The sequence below is a fragment of the Psychrobacter aquimaris genome (assembly GCF_016107525.1).
GTDB lineage: Bacteria > Pseudomonadota > Gammaproteobacteria > Pseudomonadales > Moraxellaceae > Psychrobacter > Psychrobacter aquimaris.
In genome coordinates, this window is record NZ_JABASR010000004.1 from 103,253 (window position 1) to 122,407 (window position 19,155).

Here is a 19,155-nt window from a genome sequence, read left to right on the forward strand (position 1 = left end):
ACTGTACATCGATTGCTCATTGCCATGAATATAGGTATCATTAGCAATTACCTACACAATATTTAGTTACACTATTTCTTGAAATTAGTAGAAGGCAAAATTAAAACTATGGATATTGAAAAAATACGCACCCTAATCGCCCTTATGGAAGAAAGTGAACTGGTTAATTTAGAAATCAGCTCAGATGATGAACATATCAGCTTAACTCGTCACTATGATGCGCCCGTACCGACTATGATGGCTGCACCTGCTGCGGGCGCTGCCCCTATCGCTGCTGAAGCAAAGCCAGCGGTAAAAGCGGGTAGCGTTGAGACATCACCGATGGTTGGTGTTTACTACTCAGCCCCTAGCCCTAATGATCCGCCATTCGTCAAGGTCGGACAAAAGGTACAGGCTGGTGACACCTTGGGCATCATTGAAGCCATGAAAATCATGAATCCTCTTGAGGCAACCCAAAGTGGTGTCGTTGACGAAATCTTAGTCGATAATTCCGAAGTGGTACAGTTTGGTCAACCCGTCATACGCTATAAAGCTTAACGACAATATTTACCAACCTTTACCTCATTATGATAGAGATTTCGTTATCATTTGGCATTTTTGCTTGAGTTATTTTATCTTTATTGTAGCTCAATTTAATAGTGCCTAAAATAACGACTCTATCAATGACCGACGCTTCGACAAGGATGACCCCATGATAAAAAAACTGCTCATCGCCAATAGAGGTGAGATTGCCCTACGTATCGTTCGAGCCTGCAAGGCCCTTGGTATAGAGACCGTCGGTGTCTACTCCACAGCTGATGCAAACTTGATGCACCTGCGCTTTGTTGATGAGGCAATCTGTATTGGCAAACCCAATGCCAATCAAAGTTATCTTGATATCAATACTATTTTAACCGCAGCTGAAATCACTGGTGCCGATGCTATTCATCCGGGTTATGGTTTTTTGGCTGAAAATGCTGAATTCGCTGAACGCGTCGAAGAAGCAGGTCTCACTTTCGTTGGTCCTAATGCTGATCATATTCGTTTAATGGGCAATAAAGTCTCTGCTATTAATGCGATGAAAAAGGCTGGCGTACCCACCGTCCCTGGCTCAGTAGGCGCGGTGACATTGCATAATGCTGAAGAACAAGCACGCAATATCGGCTTTCCTTTATTGATCAAAGCCGCTTCTGGTGGCGGCGGTCGCGGTATGCGTGTGGTTGAACGCTTCGAAGAAGTCATCGGTCAAGTACAGGCTGCTAAGCAAGAAGCTGAGCTGTGGTTTGGCGATGATACCGTGTATATGGAACGTTACCTACAAAATCCGCGCCACGTAGAGATACAAGTGCTTGGCGATGGTAACGGTAATGCCATTCACTTATACGATCGAGACTGTTCATTGCAACGTCGTCACCAAAAAGTATTAGAAGAAGCCCCTGCGCCTGATATTCCTGACGATGTGCGTCAGCCTATCTTAGATGCTTGCGTTAAAGCATGTGAGTTGGTGAAATATCGCGGTGCGGGTACTTTTGAGTTTTTATTTGAAAATAATGAATACTTTTTTATTGAGATGAATACTCGTGTGCAAGTTGAGCATCCAGTGACTGAGATGATTACTGGCATCGACGTGGTCGTCGAGCAGCTAAAAATCGCAGCCGGTTACGGTTTGTCTTATCGTCAAAGTGAGATTGAGATTCAAGGTCATGCGATTGAATGTCGTATCAATGCTGAAGATCCAGCCACCTTTATGCCTTGTCCTGGTACAGTCACTCAGCTGTTTGCACCCAGTGGCGCTGGTGTACGCTTTGACTCGCACCTCTACCCGGGCTACGAGATTCCAAGCTATTATGACTCATTAATTGGCAAGCTGATCTGCCATGGTCAAACGCGGCAGCAAGCCGTCTCTAAGACGCTACATGCACTCGATGAATTGGTGATTGAGGGTATTAAAACCAATATCCCACTACATCGTGATGTAATTTTGGCAGATGACAATTTCATCAATGAAGCACAAAATATTCATTACCTTGAAAGAGAGCTTCTGACTGGCAATAAAACGAAGGCGGATGTATAACCTACTTTATTGTTGAGAATAAAAAAACCGCTATCGATCATTGATAGCGGTTTTTTTATGTTTCTATTGTAGAAAAAAACGGTCTTAAGTCTTATGATTAACGATAAAGTGCTATGGCAACACTCTATTAAAATTCATAAAGCATTCATTACCATCAGGGTCAGCACACCACTGCATTTGGTTGCCATCATGGTTTAAAAACGCAATCAACGCTTCATCAGTTTGATCAATCTGGTTGCCTGAACAATCTACTTCATTATTGTCATACACCGTTTTCAGCGCAATAATGGGCAGCCCTTCTTCACGGTGCGTGATTAAATAACGGCCGTATGTCCATTCTTTGCCGCTCACTGCCCACATCTCATTATCAGCCGCAAAATTATATAGCTCGCGGCACTGGTTCGCTTTTTTAGCAGAGGCCCTTAACTGGTTGTTAGTATTTGGCTTAATATTAAGGACGCGCTTTTCACTCTGCTCAAGGATACCGCCTTCTTTGCCAGCAGTCACTTTAGGCTCGTCACTTTTTGTCTGTTGCAAGTCTTTTGATATAGCTTGTCTGGCTTTGGCTTCTTTGGTCATCGTGATACTACTGTCTAAGTCTATCTCCCATTGTCCCGCGATAGCTGGGCTGATATGAGTGGTAATAGTCGGTTTAGTGACCACTTCGCCATTCACTGGCAATGACGCCAGAATAGCGGCCAATGAAAATGAAGCAAGTGAGATAGGTTCCATAATTAACCTTTTGTTTATAATAATATAATAGTATGCGTTATGTACATTAGCGTAAGTCTTAGACATCAAAAACACAAGTAACATTATGCTATTAGTCGCGATGCTTTAACCAACTTTGAAATAGGCGATAGTCATAAAGTCTCAATTTCTGCATTTATGCTGTCTTTTTTCATGCAAAAAATAACGCCATCGCTTTACTTGCTAAAGACAAGAAGCGACAGCGTTATAGGTAAAAGTTATGAAAACGACCATAAAAATATTAAGCAGCGGCAGTGCTAACTGCTTGAGCAAACGCTGATAATGCGCCTTTGAGCATCGCTGATACAGTACTGCTACAAGTACCAATACCAGAATAAACCTCCCCATCAACATTCAACTGAATGTAAGCAGCAGCGTTAGCATTGGTTTTGTTGTCATTATTGGTATCATCATCGATGCCATCACCGCTATTGTGCTGCGGATTAATCGCATGCTCAGCGTAGTTAATGACATGTATCGATTTGCCAGTGTGCTGGGCAAGTCCGTCGATAAATGATGATAATGGGCCATTGCCAGTGCCATCAATATTAATAACGTCCCCATTCATTTGTACTTGACCATTAAAGTAGACTTCACCACCTTTGTTGTTTACGCTATAGTCTAATAGCTCAAAACTGCCTTGCTGTAAATACGTGTCTTCAAATGTTTGTAAGATTTCATCATTCTGCAATTCACGAGCAGCTGATTCAGCTTGCTTTTGTACCACGCCGCTAAAGTCAATCTGCATCCAACGTGGCAAATTAAAGCCATAATTACGCTGCAAGATGTAGGCGACACCACCTTTCCCAGACTGGCTATTGATACGTACCACATCTTGATAGCTACGACCAATATGTGCAGGATCAATTGGCAAGTAAGCCACATCCCAAACGTTATCTGTTTCATCCTGATGCTTCTCGTTATAATCGAGAGATTTTTTGATGGCATCTTGGTGTGAGCCGCTAAAGGCCGTAAAGACCAATTCGCCGACGTATGGATGACGCGGATGTAAGGGCAAATTGTTACATTCGCTGACCACTTGTACGATTTCGCTCATATTACTAAAATCAAGCTCTGGATCGATACCTTGACTAAACAAGTTCATGGCCATGACCATGATATCCATATTGCCCGTACGCTCACCGTTACCCAATAGCGTACCTTCGATACGATCGGCACCCGCCAATACCCCAAGCTCTGCTGCTGCCACCGCACAGCCACGGTCATTATGAGTGTGCAAGCTGACGATGACATGCTCTCGCTGGGGAAGATGACGGCAGAAATATTCCACTTGATCAGCAAAAACATTGGGCATAGACGCTTCAACGGTTGCTGGCAAGTTTAAAATAACTTCCTGCCCATTTTGTGGCTGCCATACTTCACAGACCGCGTCACAGACTTCTACGGCATATTCGGTTTCTGTTTGACTAAAGCTCTCTGGTGAATATTGGAACACCCATTCCGTCTCAGGATACTGAGCCGCATACTGCTGTAATAGCTTGGCACCAGTGATGGCTATTTCCTTAATCTCGGCTTTGTCTTTACCGTAGACTTTTTCACGTTGTACACGGCTGGTTGAGTTATAAACATGGACGATGGCACGCTTCGCGCCTTTCAATGACTCAAACGTACGAGCTATCAAATGCTCACGAGCCTGCACTAATACCTGCAAAGTTACATCGTCTGGGACATGATTTTCTTCGATAAGCTTGCGAGCAAAATCAAACTCAACCTGCGCCGCTGATGGAAAGCCGATTTCAATCTCTTTAAAACCAACCTCAACCAAGGTCTTAAAAAAACGCATTTTTTGTTCGATAGTCATTGGATCAATCAGTGCTTGGTTGCCATCACGCAGATCCACACTTGCCCAGATTGGTGATTTTTCAATCGTTTTGCTTGGCCAAGTACGATCTGACAGCGATGGCGCAAAAGCAAATGGACGATATTTTTTATAATCAAAAGCGGCATTTTTGGGTGTAATCTTTGCAGCTGTTGAGGCTACAGTGCGTTTGGCTTGGTCAGACATAATCAATCCTTAGATGATATGGGAATTTATGTTTTTAGCTGGACGGCTGGTGATCAGATCAATGTTTATCATACGAGATAACCAATGTTTATACCATAATAATATCAGAGTTTATGCAATAGAAATCAGCTTTCTTCTATAATATATGGCGCTATTTTAGTGAAAAAATACAATTTAGTTAGTATAATTAGATGAATTCACTAATAAAGCAAAAGCTCATGCCAAACAGTCATCTAGATAACCCACTTTTAGCCGATATTGATGCGACCGACCGACAGCTATTACGCGTATTGCAAACTCAAGCACGTATGAGTATCACCGAGCTTGCCGAACACGTCAACCTTTCAGCCACGCCTTGTGCACGCCGTATTAAACGCTTAGAAGATGCTGGTATTATCACGGGTTATCATACCAAGACAGATGCGCAAAAACTTGGCTACCCACTCGCCGTCTTTATCGCGATTAGCATGGATCGCCATACGGCTGAGCGCTTTGAGCAGTTTGAGCTTAAGATTCAAAGCTTTGATGAAGTCATTAGCTGTAGCATTGTCACTGGTCGTACAGAAGACTACCTTATAAAAGTAAGGGTACGCGATATGGCACATTATGAGGAGTTTTTATTACACAGGCTCAATCGTATCGAAGGTGTCGCCCAAGTGCATACCAGTTTTGAGTTGCGAGAAGTATTTAGCCGCAGTGTGGTTTAAAAGGTAGTCGCTGGCTGTCGACGAAACAATAGTAACAGCACCAGTCCAACAATCAATCCAGCGGCGGCAACGAGTAACCCTGCATTGAAGTTGTCGTCCTGCCCTGCCAATGCTACCGTCACCAATGGTCCCAAGAACTGACCCAATGCGTAAGCCAACGTTGCCAGTCCTATCAACAAATTTGAGTAAGCAGGATTGATGTTTTTAATCAAAGTGAGCGTCATCGACACCATACCTACGAATGTCAGCCCTAAAATAGCAGCATTACCATACAAACCAATAGCGCCGTCGAACCATATGGGCAAGCACATGCCGAATGCTTGTAATATCGTTAAGCCTATTAATGTTTTTATTTCACCAATTCGTTTGGCAAGTGCGCCCCACAGTGGATTTGATAACATCGCAAACACACCAACGACTAGCCAAATGAGCAATCCAGCATACGTCTGCGTCGTGAGCCGCTGTGAGGCCATGACTGGCAAAAAGGTCGCAGAGGTAATATAACCAAATCCTGCCAGTACATAACTCGCTGACAGCAAAGCAATAGCCTTACGATGACCAGCAATGGCCTCATACAAAGCGCGTTTAAAATTAACGTAGGTTTGATGCATTGATAGGTGCTGATGCATAACATGCGATTCAGATGACTTAGGACTTGCTGGCTTTATTGCCCAAAGTAACCACAAGAGTGGCAGACTACTAAGCCCTGCTACCAGCCAAATAATATCAAAATGATAGCCTAATATTAACAAACACCACGTCAGTATGGCAGAAGCACTGATGCCAACACCGATGCCTGCATAGTGCACTGCTGACAGTACAGAACGGCGTTCAGGACTTAAGCTTTGGATAACAAACGATGAACTTAAAATCATCGCTACACCGCTTGCAATACCTGCGATTAAGCGAATGCTATACCATAGAGTTAACGACATATTAGGTATGACAAGTAGCATCGTTGTGACGACACTTATAATTGCCCATAGTGTCAGCGCCTGCCATGTCGAGCGCTGAGGGACAAACATGGCGATAAGGGCACCGATAAAATAACCGATGTAATTAATAGAGGCGAGCCAGCCTGCAATCGTCGTCGAAATCGACAGTTGCATCATAATATCGGGCAAGGTAGCAGTAAACAAAAAACGCCCATAGCCCATGACCACTGCCATGCAGTAGAGACCTATAAAAGCAATGGCCGTTTCATTGTTAATATTAGGAAAAGCACGGCTTTTGAGAGCAGTCATCATGACAGAGCCATTTTGCGGCAATTAGCACACAATCCTTTGTGTTAAAGCATTCAAGAACATCCGCGGATTAATAATCAAACATATAAGCGAAAGCTACGATACGTTTGCTGTTGGCGGCATGGTCACATCTGTCTCTGTGTGTCCTAGCATTTGTACGCGTTGATCACTAAACATATCCATGTCAGGCGCAAGCGTACGCATAAAGCGGTCAAAATACAGCATCTGTTTGGTCAATAAAGCAAAGTCACGTGGGAAATGAATACCATGACGCTTGCCAACTTCGACAATCTCAAGCATCATTTGATTCAGCTCATCCGCTTGCTCTTTGCTGTTAAAGGGGACACCGCTGGTAAAAGCTTTGTCCTCTGCCATGATGGTTTTCATCATACGCTGCAAATCATCACCCAATGCCGCCACATCGACCTTATTACTGCCATGGGTCATTTCCATATCAATCATATGACGCGCCATTGCTTGATAATCACTGTCCTGCATGGCTTGCATCATACCCATGCATGCGCGCCAGCTTTCAGCTTTCAGTTTACCGACAATACCAAAATCTAAAAAGCCGATACGACCATCAGTCAATAGCATCAAATTGCCCGCATGTAAGTCAGCATGGAAACTATTGCATAGCATCAGACTGGCAAACCACGTATTCAAGGTATCCGCCATTACTTGTGCTGGATCATTACAATACTGACGCATAAGCGACTCATCAACCATAGAAACGCCATATAGACGGCTCATCGTCAGTACTCGCTTGGTGGTCAAATCTTCATATACTTTTGGTGCCACTACCCGAGTATTACCTGATACGGCTAAAAACTGCTGAAAATCACGGATATTTTGTGCCTCAGCGATAAAATCAGTCTCGGCCAGCATGCGCAGGCGAATCTCATCAATAATCGGCGCAATACTCGCAAACTTCATCGACGGCATAAGGATCTCAAGTAGCTTGGTTACTCCGTGTAATACGCCCAAATCAGTTTGCATAATGGTTTCGACGCCAGGCTTTTGTACCTTTAATACAACTTCATCACCATTATGCAAACGTGCCGCATGAACTTGAGCAATAGAGGCTGATGCTAGCGGCTTTGAGTCTATATGGGCGAACTTATCATCGAGCGTCATGCCATCAGCAGCCAACTCTTCTTTTAGCACCTGCTCGATATAAGCGTAAGACAATGGCGTGGTCTGATCCAAACAGCTCTGGAATGCCTTGACATAATCACGTGGAAACAGCGACGGCGTACTGGCAATAAACTGACCAATCTTGATATAAGTCGTGCCCAACTGCTCAAACGTTTCTTTTAGTAATGTGGCGTCAGGTTTCTCACCTTTTGCCACTCTCAGCGCAGACAGACCTGCCACACTCGCTGTTTGGCGAACACGGTTAACAACATTAAAAGTATGCTTTAATAAATGCGGACGATGAATTTTCATAAAAAAACAACTATGGCCATAAGAAGGATGTTTGAAAATAGATAATGATGCTTTGGCTATAAGCTAAAGATGCACTAAAGGCACATTATTCAATTGGGACTGCTACAAACAGGACACTCGGCATCTTGGCGATAGCCCATGAGCCTTTGCTGCATTTGGCTACCATCCCATATTAATAGCTTATTTGTCAGTGGATTTTTGGTTAATCCCAGATACTGCAGTGCGGCATTCGCTTGCAAATTTCCCATGATAGCAGTGGTACTGGCAAGCACACCTGAGTTAGCACAGGTACGCTCATCAGCCTCTGCATCAACCGTCACTGAGCCAAATACGCAATGATAACAACCGGTATTCAAATGTGGCTCAAACAATGCTAGCTGCCCTTGCATCGCAATCGCTGAAGCGGATAACAATGGAAGCTGATAGCGTACGCTAATACGATTTATAATGTCACGCGTCGCAAAATTATCGGTGCAATCTAAAAGTAAGTCAGGCCTGCCTGTCGCCATATCAAGCAATTCATAAGCATTGTCTTCACTTAATCTTGACACTGTACCGCGAGCAGTAATTAAAGGGTTAATACGCTCTAACATTCGCGCCGCTGTTAACGCCTTAGACTTACCGATATCTTCAGGTAAAAACAGTGTTTGGCGCTGTAAGTTGCTGGCTTCAATAACATCATCATCTATCAGATGAATTTTCCCGAGTCCTGCACGCACCAGCGTCTCAGAAGCAGGACAACCAAGCCCACCTGCGCCTATCATGACCACACGAGCTGATTTTAAGCGTAGTTGAGCGTCAATATCCCAGCCATCGAGCAATATCTGCCGCGCATAACGTAGCAGCTCATCATCCGATAACTGCACCATCTCTTCTACCATACTCATTCACAACCTATGATTAAAAATCGAACTACTATAGAACTTATGACCACTAAAACCTTATACCATTAAATGCGACCAAGCGTGACACGATCATTACCACCATAATCTTGTACTGTGTGTACTGACTCAAAGTTACTGTCTACAAACAACTTGCGAACGGCATCACCTTGATCAAAGCCATGTTCAATCGCTAGAAGTCCACCGACCCGCAAATATTTCGGTGCCTGTCCTACGATAGTCTCTATATCGGCAAGCCCATGATTGGGCGCACTTAAGGCACTAATAGGTTCGGCGACAAGGCGTGCCAAATGCTCGTCTGCTTCATCGATATAAGGAGGATTGGACACAATCACATCAAATAATAACTTGTCATGACTAGGCAGCTCGTCATACCAACTGCTTTGTATAAACTCAATACCAGCAACATCATTGATAGCTGCATTGTGCTGAGCAACCTTAAGCGCTTCTGGCGACATATCCACTGCGACGACTTGCCAGCTTTCTATCTTACTGTTTGAACGCTTTGTATTTAACTCATGTGCAAGGCTAATCGCGATACAGCCTGAACCTGTCCCTAAATCAAGTAACCGTTTTGGGCGGACGCTGTTTGGCTGAGCATTTATCCAAGTTAACACTTGCTCAATCAGTATCTCAGTATCAGATCGTGGAATTAAAGTATGCTCATTTACTTTAAAAGTAAGCGACCAAAATTCTTGCTGTCCCGTCAAGTATGCCAAAGGCGTACCCTGCCGCATCTTGGCCACACCTGCATTGAATTGCTCAATTTCGCTGTCCGTTAATTGATAATCTTCATCCGTCATTAAGGATATCGCAGGCTTATCGATGACATATAATAGCCAATCGGTGAGCCAAAATGGCGGCAAATTGCTGTTTGCAGCCTCATTTGTCAACTGCTGAATGTCCTGCTTCATTTGACGAATGGTCGATGCTGTCATAAGTAACTCTTAAAAATATTATGAATCAATGAAAATAAAAATACTGTTTAGCCTACTCTGACGCACGTGGTGGTTCTTTGGTATCAGTTAGGTTTGGATTTACCTTGACTAACTTATCACTGCTTCCATTATTATTGTCATCGTCATAAATATCATCGTTATCGCCGATGACGATATGTTTATCAACAAAGTAAATCAACGCCAAAATTGGAATACCAATGGCAAAGGTAAAGATAAAGAAAAATGGGTAGCCCATATTGTCGACGATAGCACCAGAATATCCACCCATGACTTTAGGAATGAGCGTCATTAGTGAAGAGAAAATAGCGTACTGTACTGCCGTAAAGCGGATAGAAGTCAGCGCTGATAAAAAAGCAATAAAGACAGCACTAGCAAGACCAGCCGCCAAGTTATCAAATATCACTGCCATATACATGATTGGCAGACTGCCTGGATTATACGTCAATACCACAAATAGTAAGTTGGTCGCACAAGCGAGAATAGCGCCAATCATCATGGCATGCATAATGCGGAAACGCTGTGCCAGTAGCCCTCCTAAAAACCCACCCGCAATTGCCATGATCACACCAACCAACTTTACCGCATTGGCAATGTCAGTTTTACTAAAGCCCATGTCCTGATAGAAGACGTTGGAAATAACGCCTGCTACGATATCTGAGATACGGTATAGCCCGATGAGCGCCAATAGTAATAACGCCTTTTTGCCATAGCGTCTAAAAAAGTCCAAGATCGGCTCGACCCAAGTTGCCATGGCTACTTCTTTTTTCACCAACCCAACTTGTACCAATGCATAACCTGCCGCCATCGCTACACCCAAGCTTATCAGCAGATGCAATGTTTCAACAAAGAAGCTGGAAAACGCACCTTCAAACTCTGGCAGTACTTGTCCCATCAATATATAAGCGGCGATAAAAGCGATCACAGAAAATACAAATAGCGACACCAATCTCACATAATCTTCGCGAGTCTCAGCAACCAATGGGGCTTTATTAATAATTTTTGGTTGATTAATGATGAAATACAACAGCAGCAAAGGGGCACAAGCGACCAATGCCAAAAAGTAAAACTTAATCGCTGGCATTACCATTAAAGGTATAAATGCCAATGTGCTATCAAATACTGTATTAATTAAAATATTGATCAGATAGATAACGCCAAAAAGTAAACCTGGTATGAGTAATAAAGCAGAATAAATAAGAAATACCTTAAGGTTGCCTTTCTGCTTTTTACTTTGCAACGTTTCGGCCGTTGGCTCATAGCTAGCAAACGTCGTTAATACCCCTAAAGTCATGACACCTGCCATGATGTAGTAAGTATTTCGCCATGCCTCATAACTATAAAAAGTCTCATTCGAGCCAAAAAAATCTGCCAAATATAAAGCACCTGCCCCCGCGACGATCATGCCGATGCGATAACCTGATACATAAATAGAGGATAAAATAGATTGCATCGATGGCGGTGCAAGCTCGATGCGGTAGGCATCAATAACGATATCTTGGGTGGCAGAAGAAAAGCCAAGCAGCACTGCAGCACCTGCCATGTAGACTAAAACATCTTCACTAACTGGATTAACATTTGCCATCGAAAAAATAGCCAATATGATAAGCAGCTGTGATACCACCATCCAACTGCGTCGACGACCCAGCCATTTGGTCAAAAATGGCACAGGAAGCGCATCGATTAATGGTGCCCAAATAAATTTAAATGAATAACCCAACGCTGCCCAACTGAACATGGTCACAACGCTACGATCAATGCCTGCCTCTCTGAGCCATAATGACAAGCTTGAAAAGATAAGCAGTATAGGAATACCCGCTGAAAAGCCCAAAAACAACATGATAATGACACGAGGGTCTAAATAGGCCTTTGCAGCCTCTCCCCATGATTTTTTGGCAATTGGTTGATTGGGCGGCACAGATTTGACAGCAGACATAATAACTCACCAACACTTAAGATAAAGAACACAACTGCGCACAATTTTTATCAATCATTAGCATCATCTATCGGTAACTGACACTGATAAATAGCACTGACAAACGGGATCGATAAAAATTGCTTAACGTTGCACAAATACAGCCATTACAACAAAATTGAATTATGGTACTTGAGAACCTCTACGTTGACTAGATGTTTTTGCACTAACTGACTGATTGTGGCGCTTGCACGGTGGCTTATATTTCGAAGTAGTAACACAGGTTATATCAATCTTTCCCTAATGTTAGGTTATCCATAAGTTTTCTTACCAATTTCTCTCATTAAAGATGTCTGACAATGCTTTTATTTATAGGTAATATATAGATAGAGGTAGAGTCATCACAAGCTTGATTGGCTTATCACCATCTTACCCAGTAATACGAACAGTGGCGTTAATAGCAAGCTGAATGAGTTACCACACAAAGATTCCATGATTAATAATTTAAAACTTATAATTCTTATATATTAGTTTTATAAATATACAGTGCTTCGTTATGCTCTTTGTATAGACAATGATTATCTCGATTAACTATTCGTTCTTTTTATTATCATAGCCTAGGAGTTTTACTATGTCTGATTCAACCAACACCCCAACTGACAAAAATACAGCGCAAGATACCGCTGGTTGCCCCGTAAATCACGAAGGTAGCAACAAGGATGTATCAACCAACACAACGTATGATCAAGGTGACGACCAAGGCCCGACGATTCACAGTGAAAACGTCGATCAGACGCACGCACCGCAGCGTCATAGTATGGGCGGCTGTCCTGTCATGCACCAAGCACATACTACGAACGCGTCGGCAGCAACCGACTGGTGGCCCAATGCTTTAAATTTAGATATCTTGCATCAGCAAGATAAAAAAACCAATCCAATGGGTGCAGACTTTGACTATGCTGAGGCTTTTAAACAACTTGATATAGAAGCGGTTAAAACTGATTTAAAAAACCTAATGACTGAGTCACAAGCATGGTGGCCAGCAGATTGGGGTCATTATGGTGGGTTGATGATTCGTATGGCTTGGCACTCTGCCGGTACTTATCGGCGCTCTGACGGCCGTGGTGGTTCTAACACTGGCAATCAACGCTTCGCTCCATTGAACAGCTGGCCGGACAATGTCAACTTGGACAAAGCACGTCGTCTATTATGGCCGATCAAGAAAAAGTATGGTAATAAACTTTCTTGGGCAGATTTGATGATCCTAGCGGGTAATATGGCTTATGAATCTATGGGCTTTAAGACTTTAGGTTTTGCTGGTGGACGCGCTGATATTTGGCATCCAGAAAAAGATATCTATTGGGGTTCTGAGCGTGAATGGCTTGCTGCAACCAAAAATCGTTATGAAGATGATAATAAGCGTGAATCGCTAGAGAACCCTTTAGCAGCAGTACAGATGGGATTGATCTACGTCAACCCAGAAGGTGTCGATGGTAATCCTGACCCAATCAAAACAGCGCAAGATATTCGTACCACTTTTGCTCGTATGTCAATGAATGATGAAGAAACGGTTGCCTTGACTGCTGGTGGTCACACAGTTGGTAAATGTCATGGTAATGGTGATGCCACCTTATTAGAAGATGAGCCAGAAGCTGCTGATATCAAAGAACAAGGTCTAGGTTGGCGCAATCCTAAAGGTACGGGCAATGCTGGCGACACCGTCTCAAGTGGTATCGAGGGTGCATGGACCACGCATCCGACCCAATGGGATCATGAGTATTTTGAATTACTGTTAAATCATGAGTGGGCACTGACTAAGAGTCCTGCTGGTGCTTGGCAGTGGGAGCCTATCGATATCAAGGAAGAAGATCGTCCTTTGGATGCACATGATCCAAGTGTACGCCGCAACCCAATCATGACCGACGCTGATATGGCAATGATTAAAGACCCTGCTTACCGTAAAATTTCAGAGCACTTTCATCAAAATCCAGAATATTTCGATGAAGTATTTGCAAAAGCTTGGTTTAAGCTTACCCATCGTGATTTGGGGCCAAAATCTCGCTATTTAGGTGCGGATGTGCCAAGTGAAGATTTCATATGGCAGGATCCAATTCCACAGGTCAATGTTAATCTGAGCGCTGATGATATTGCGATCTTAAAAGCACAGATACTAGACAGTGGTATCGATCATCGCGAATTCATTATTACTGCTTGGGACAGCGCTCGTACGTTCCGTGCTTCAGACTATCGCGGCGGTGCCAATGGTGCACGCATTCGTTTAGCCCCGCAAAAAGACTGGCTAGGTAATGAGCCAGAACAACTACGACGTGTGCTTGAGACATTGACAAGCATTCAAGCTGAGTTTGACAAAGATGTGAGTTTGGCTGATCTTATTGTGTTGGCTGGTAATGCGGCTATTGAACAAGCAGCAAACGATGCGGGTGTAAAGGTTACTGTACCGTTTACCGCAGGTCGCGGTGATGCTAGCGATGAGATGACTGAAATAGAGAGCTTCTCTGATTTAGAGCCACTACATGATGGCTACCGTAACTGGGTCAAAGAAGACTACGCTGTTTCTCCTGAAGAGCTGTTATTAGATCGTACTCAGCTGATGGGCTTGACTGCACCCGAAATGGTCGTTTTAATCGGTGGTATGCGTGTCCTTGATACCAACTATGCTCAGAGCCAACAAGGTGTCTTTACTGAACGTGCTGGCACGCTTAGCAATGACTTCTTTGTGAATTTGACAGACATGAGCTATTCTTGGCATCCCGTTAAGACAGATAACAATGATGCCCCTGCCCTCTATGAAGTACGTGAGCGTGCTACTGGCAATGTAAAATGGCAAGCCAGCCGTGTAGATCTAGTATTTGGCTCAAACTCTATCTTGCGTGCTTACGCTGAGCTCTACGCACAAGACGACAATCTAGAAAAATTCGTTCATGACTTTGTAAATGCGTGGAATAAAGTGATGAATGCCGATCGTTTTAGCTAAAAATCCACTGAAATCGATACGCCTTTATCTTAAAAAACCCTCTTTAATGGAGGGTTTTTTATTGTAATGGTTTACTTCTAGCAACGGACAAACCACTCATTCTATATTCCAAATAAATATAAATAGATAACCATTAAGTATATACAAGAATAATAGCTTTGTTTTACACTACCTGCTTACTGCATATTTGTACATTTTCACTTTTGTATACAGACAGGGTTTGTATATTTATTCAATAGGATTTAGTTATGGCAATCGACGTAGTGGTCAATCAGCGGCATTTACAGATTCAGCTCAAACAGTTGGAAACAGTATGGCATACGGTGATTAATGGCTATAACTTAAGTCAAGCGGCGACCGTACTACACACCAGTCAATCTAGCCTATCAAAACATATTGCGGCACTTGAAAATCAGCTCAAAACTGAAGTATTCGTTCGTCAAGGCAAACGCCTAACGGGCCTTACGACCATGGGCACAGCACTGATGCCGCATATCGAATCTATCTTCGCCGAGATCCGTACCATTGAAAACCTGAGTCTTGATTTTAATAACCCAAATATGGGCACATTAACGATTGCTACGACTCACACGCAAGCACGTTATGTATTGCCGCAAGTGGTTAAAGAGTTTAAGGATCGCTTTCCTAAAGTAAATCTAATCTTACAACAGGCAGATCCGGAGACCATCGCGCAGATGGTCATTCGCGGGCAGGCAGACATTGGCATTGCAACCGAGTCGTTACTGCATAATAACTATCTCAGATGCTACCGTTATTATGACTGGACACATCGCGTCATCGTACCCAGCGATCATGAACTTGCCAATCAAGAATCTATCGATTTACCTACCCTTGCTAGCTATCCAATTGTGACCTATCACGGCGGCTTCACAGGACGCGGCGCGATTGACAAAACTTTCGAAGAGGCAGGTTTAGAGCCAGATATCGTCCTAGCGGCGCTCGATGCTGACGTGATTAGTACTTATGTAGGTCTTGGCCTAGGCATTGGTATTATCGCAGAAATGGCGTTTGAGCCAAGCCATTATCAAAACCTAACTGCCATACCAGTGGATCATTTTGGACGCTTTACCAGTTGGATGGCAGTACGCGACGATGCGGAAATTCGCCAATACGGTCGTGCCTTTATGGAGCTGTGTCAGAAACAATTCAACAACTAAAACAATCCTGCTAAACAGACACTCTTATCTTGCTCCACCTTTACCGATCTTATGCATAAGTGATAAAATACAGTCTAGAACGTTATTCAACGTTCTATTTTTTATTTATGCATGTATTGCTGGACGCCTAGACATCTCATTATTAATGACTGTTACTGGGTGTCGATCACTGCATGTCCATTTGATCTTATGTAAACAGGTTATACCGCTCATGGAAAAATTCGTAGCGATCATTATGGCAGTTTTTGCCGTCCCTTTGCTTGTCGGCGGTGCTTACTTGCTCTCTCTAGGCGGTAGTCCGTACTATCTTTTTGCTGGCATTGCCATGCTAACGACAGCATTTTTATTGTTCAAAAAACATTGGAGCGCTTACGGACTCTACGCTATCTTTATAGTAGCAACCATTGTTTGGGCACTTTGGGAATCTGGTTTTTATTGGTGGGCGCTAGCGCCTCGTGTTGGCTTCCCGCTCATATTTGGTTTGCTCATGCTATTGCCGTGGGTCTCTGATAAGATGCGTGGGGATAAGGCTCAGGTATCGACGAGCTCTGCTAATCCTACATCAACCACACATGCAGTTAAGAAAAGCCCTCTTTATTATTGGGGGTTGCTCGCTAGTGTGGTTGTAGGTGCATTGCTCTCTTTTGGGAGCTTAGCAAACAATGCTACTGACAAGTTAGGTGAACTTGATTTAACTGCCTCTAATAAAGACGACACTTCTGCCAATCTTGGTGACCCATTATCAAATGGTCAGCAAACACCCGAAGGCGAGTGGAGCGCGTATGGTGGTACTAACTATGGGCAACGCTACTCTCCTTTGACTCAAATCAACACTGATAATGTCAAAGATTTAGAGTTGGCTTGGCAAATCCAAACAGGTGATGTTAAAGGTCCTGACGATGTCGGCGAGACCACTTATCAAGCAACGCCGCTAAAAATTGGCAATGCGCTGTACCTATGTACGCCTCATAACTGGGTAATGGCACTAGATGCTGACTCTGGTGAGACACTATGGAAGTTTGATCCAAAAGTAGAAAAAAACCTACAACGTCAACATCAAACCTGTCGAGGTGTGTCTTACTATGCTGGTCAAGCAGGCACGGATAGTACTCCTCCAGCAGTGAATGTTCAGGCAAGCAGTAATAGTGCTAATGATGTAGCTGTTGCCAATAAAGCGACTACGACCAGTAATGCAATGGTTCAGAAAATTGCTGGTAACACTTTTGAAAATGCATCTAAGCAATGCGATGCCAAGATATTTATCCCAACTTCTGATGCCAAACTATATGCACTCGATCCAAATACTGGGCAACGCTGTCAAGATTTTGGTGAAGATGGTGCGTTAGATTTGATGCACAACATGCCATTTAATCAAGCAGGTTACTACTACTCGACGTCGCCACCAGTTGTAGCTGGCGGTGTGATTATTGTGGCTGGTGCTGTTAATGACAACTATGATGTCAATTCGCCATCAGGTGTCATTCGCGCTTATGACGTCAATACTGGTGAGCTGATGTGGAACTGGGATTCAGGTGATCCTGACAACACAGCACCTTTTGATGTCAATGATCCAACCCAAACGTATAAAACCAGCTCGCCAAATTCATGGTCAGTTGCCACTGCCGATGAAGAGCTTGGATTGGCATACTTCCCGATGGGCAATCGTACGCCTGATCAGCTAGGTAGCTATCGAAATGCCGCTGAAGAAAAATATGCAACTTCTGTGGTCGCGCTAGACCTTAAAACTGGTGAAGCACGTTGGGTCCAGCAGTTTGTCCATCATGATCTTTGGGATATGGATACGCCTGCTCAGCCAACGTTACTTGACTTAGATACGGCTGATGGGGTCCAACCTGCTTTGGTTGTACCGACCAAACAAGGTGATGTATATGTCTTGAACCGTGCAACAGGTGAGCCTATTGTGCCTATCAAAGAGCGCGATGCACCGCAGGGTTACCTGATCGCAGGCGAACATGCAGCACCCACTCAACCTTACTCTGGTTTGAGCTTTGAGCCTGAAAAATTGACTGAGAAAGACATGTGGGGCGCCAGCCTCATCGATCAAATGATGTGCCGTATTGAGTTCAATCAACTCAATTACGACGGTCGCTATACACCGCCATCAACCAATGGTACTTTGGTCTATCCTGGTAACTTTGGTACCTTCAACTGGGGCGGACTTGCTGTTGATCCGGAAAATGGCGTGATGTTTGGTATGCCAACGTACCTTGCCTTTACCTCAAAACTCATTCCTAAAGACACACTTGGGGATGTTGAAACCAATAAAGGTGAACAAGGTGTGAATGCCAATGAAGGTGCAGATTATGCGGTAGAAATGGGACCATTTTTATCACCGCTCGGCGTACCTTGTCAGCAGCCACCATGGGGTACAATAGCAGGTGCTGATCTGGCTACAGGCGAGATTGCTTATCAACGCAAAAATGGTACCGTACAGGACTTGTCTCCTATCCCAATTAAATTGGAGCTAGGTGTACCTGGTATCGGTGGACCTATCATCACTAAAGGCGGCGTCGCCTTCTTGTCAGCAGCAACGGAAAACAACTTCCGAGCTTATGACCTTAAGAATGGTGATGTACTCTGGAATGTTCGTATTCCAGCAGGTGGTCAAGCCACGCCAATGACTTACTTGAACTCTAAAGGTGAGCAGATGGTAGTACTGGTTGCTGGTGGACATGGTTCAGTTGGCACAAAAATTGGCGATTACGTCATGGCCTATAAGCTTAGTGACCAATCTAAATAGCCACTCAGCCAAATAACGTCATGTTGGCAAAGCATTAATGATCCGATTCATTACCGTTTCATTAATAGCCAATCAAAAAAAGCAGGTAACTCAGGTTGCCTGCTTTTTTAGTATCATAATGTTATGCCGCAATAAGGGTTGTGGTATCTTCATAATGTATTACAACCAATATAAACGCACCTTTATATCTATAGACACACATTGATAATTGTTAAGTGG

General features: G+C 43.6%; 13 protein-coding genes. 6 read left to right on the forward strand and 7 right to left on the reverse strand.

What is annotated here, in order from left to right:
- The first annotated feature begins 108 nt into the window (after positions 1-108).
- Both accB and accC read left to right on the forward strand, forming a co-directional pair.
- Positions 109-537 (forward strand): acetyl-CoA carboxylase biotin carboxyl carrier protein, encoded by a 429-nt coding sequence (gene accB, locus JFC10_RS04985; RefSeq protein ID WP_198331938.1) that lies wholly within the window; start codon positions 109-111, stop codon positions 535-537.
- Between the two features lie 154 nt (positions 538-691).
- The gene (gene accC, locus JFC10_RS04990) at positions 692-2,053 is read left to right on the forward strand and encodes an acetyl-CoA carboxylase biotin carboxylase subunit (RefSeq protein ID WP_198331939.1); all 1,362 of its coding nucleotides are present in this window, start codon (positions 692-694) and stop codon (positions 2,051-2,053) included.
- A 111-nt stretch (positions 2,054-2,164) separates the two neighbouring features.
- Here accC and JFC10_RS04995 read toward each other — a convergent pair whose 3' ends face one another.
- Both JFC10_RS04995 and leuA read right to left on the reverse strand, forming a co-directional pair.
- A complete protein-coding gene (locus JFC10_RS04995; RefSeq protein WP_198331940.1) occupies positions 2,165-2,785 on the reverse strand; it encodes a hypothetical protein in 621 nt (206 codons plus the stop codon).
- 259 nt (positions 2,786-3,044) lie between these two features.
- Positions 3,045-4,829: a 2-isopropylmalate synthase gene (gene leuA / locus JFC10_RS05000; protein WP_198331941.1), complete on the reverse strand. Its 1,785-nt coding sequence runs from the start codon at positions 4,827-4,829 to the stop codon at positions 3,045-3,047.
- Between the two features lie 218 nt (positions 4,830-5,047).
- Here leuA and JFC10_RS05005 point away from each other — a divergent pair, with 218 nt between their 5' ends.
- Positions 5,048-5,536, forward strand: a complete 489-nt coding sequence (locus tag JFC10_RS05005; protein ID WP_193012246.1) for an Lrp/AsnC family transcriptional regulator — start codon at positions 5,048-5,050, stop codon at positions 5,534-5,536.
- Here JFC10_RS05005 and JFC10_RS05010 read toward each other — a convergent pair.
- The 5 genes from JFC10_RS05010 to JFC10_RS05030 all read right to left on the reverse strand — a co-directional run bounded on the left by JFC10_RS05010 (position 5,533) and on the right by JFC10_RS05030 (position 12,023).
- On the reverse strand, positions 5,533-6,783 hold the full coding sequence (locus JFC10_RS05010) for a YbfB/YjiJ family MFS transporter (protein ID WP_198331942.1): 1,251 nt from the start codon (positions 6,781-6,783) through the stop codon (positions 5,533-5,535). The two genes, JFC10_RS05005 and JFC10_RS05010, sit on opposite strands and share 4 nt — an antisense overlap.
- A 93-nt stretch (positions 6,784-6,876) precedes the next feature.
- Entirely contained in the window at positions 6,877-8,229 is a 1,353-nt protein-coding gene (locus tag JFC10_RS05015; protein ID WP_198331943.1) for an ABC1 kinase family protein, read from the reverse strand.
- A gap of 89 nt (positions 8,230-8,318) precedes the next feature.
- Positions 8,319-9,116 carry a HesA/MoeB/ThiF family protein gene (locus JFC10_RS05020; protein WP_198331944.1) on the reverse strand — a complete coding sequence of 266 codons (798 nt, stop codon included), beginning with the start codon at positions 9,114-9,116 and terminating at the stop codon, positions 8,319-8,321.
- 62 nt (positions 9,117-9,178) lie between these two features.
- A complete protein-coding gene (gene prmC / locus JFC10_RS05025) occupies positions 9,179-10,069 on the reverse strand; it encodes a peptide chain release factor N(5)-glutamine methyltransferase (RefSeq protein WP_198331945.1) in 891 nt (296 codons plus the stop codon).
- A gap of 52 nt (positions 10,070-10,121) precedes the next feature.
- Positions 10,122-12,023, reverse strand: a complete 1,902-nt coding sequence (locus JFC10_RS05030; RefSeq protein WP_198331946.1) for an AmpG family muropeptide MFS transporter — start codon at positions 12,021-12,023, stop codon at positions 10,122-10,124.
- Positions 12,024-12,819: 796 nt separating this feature from the next.
- Between JFC10_RS05030 and katG the strand changes: the two genes are divergently transcribed.
- The 3 genes from katG (at position 12,820) to JFC10_RS05045 (ending at position 18,936) form a co-directional block, all read left to right on the forward strand.
- Entirely contained in the window at positions 12,820-14,997 is a 2,178-nt protein-coding gene (katG, locus tag JFC10_RS05035; protein WP_198332049.1) for a catalase/peroxidase HPI, read from the forward strand.
- Between the two features lie 248 nt (positions 14,998-15,245).
- Positions 15,246-16,175, forward strand: coding sequence for a LysR substrate-binding domain-containing protein (locus tag JFC10_RS05040; RefSeq protein ID WP_198331947.1), 930 nt, complete (start codon positions 15,246-15,248; stop codon positions 16,173-16,175).
- Between the two features lie 211 nt (positions 16,176-16,386).
- A complete protein-coding gene (locus JFC10_RS05045) occupies positions 16,387-18,936 on the forward strand; it encodes a membrane-bound PQQ-dependent dehydrogenase, glucose/quinate/shikimate family (RefSeq protein ID WP_198331948.1) in 2,550 nt (849 codons plus the stop codon).
- The last annotated feature ends 219 nt before the right edge of the window (positions 18,937-19,155 follow it).

Excerpts from the sequence above, each read along its gene's own strand:
- JFC10_RS05045 (WP_198331948.1), top strand. The coding sequence starts at position 16,387 with ATGGAAAAATTCGTAGCGATCATTATGGCAGTTTTTGCCGTCCCTTTG.
- JFC10_RS05040 (WP_198331947.1), top strand. The coding sequence starts at position 15,246 with ATGGCAATCGACGTAGTGGTCAATCAGCGGCATTTACAGATTCAGCTC.
- leuA (WP_198331941.1), bottom strand. The coding sequence starts at position 4,829 with ATGTCTGACCAAGCCAAACGCACTGTAGCCTCAACAGCTGCAAAGATT.
- JFC10_RS04995 (WP_198331940.1), bottom strand. The coding sequence starts at position 2,785 with ATGGAACCTATCTCACTTGCTTCATTTTCATTGGCCGCTATTCTGGCG.
- prmC (WP_198331945.1), bottom strand. The coding sequence starts at position 10,069 with ATGACAGCATCGACCATTCGTCAAATGAAGCAGGACATTCAGCAGTTG.
- JFC10_RS05010 (WP_198331942.1), bottom strand. The coding sequence starts at position 6,783 with ATGATGACTGCTCTCAAAAGCCGTGCTTTTCCTAATATTAACAATGAA.
- accB (WP_198331938.1), top strand. The coding sequence starts at position 109 with ATGGATATTGAAAAAATACGCACCCTAATCGCCCTTATGGAAGAAAGT.
- JFC10_RS05030 (WP_198331946.1), bottom strand. The coding sequence starts at position 12,023 with ATGTCTGCTGTCAAATCTGTGCCGCCCAATCAACCAATTGCCAAAAAA.
- accC (WP_198331939.1), top strand. The coding sequence starts at position 692 with ATGATAAAAAAACTGCTCATCGCCAATAGAGGTGAGATTGCCCTACGT.
- JFC10_RS05005 (WP_193012246.1), top strand. The coding sequence starts at position 5,048 with ATGCCAAACAGTCATCTAGATAACCCACTTTTAGCCGATATTGATGCG.
- JFC10_RS05015 (WP_198331943.1), bottom strand. The coding sequence starts at position 8,229 with ATGAAAATTCATCGTCCGCATTTATTAAAGCATACTTTTAATGTTGTT.
- katG (WP_198332049.1), top strand. The coding sequence starts at position 12,820 with ATGGGCGGCTGTCCTGTCATGCACCAAGCACATACTACGAACGCGTCG.
- JFC10_RS05020 (WP_198331944.1), bottom strand. The coding sequence starts at position 9,116 with ATGAGTATGGTAGAAGAGATGGTGCAGTTATCGGATGATGAGCTGCTA.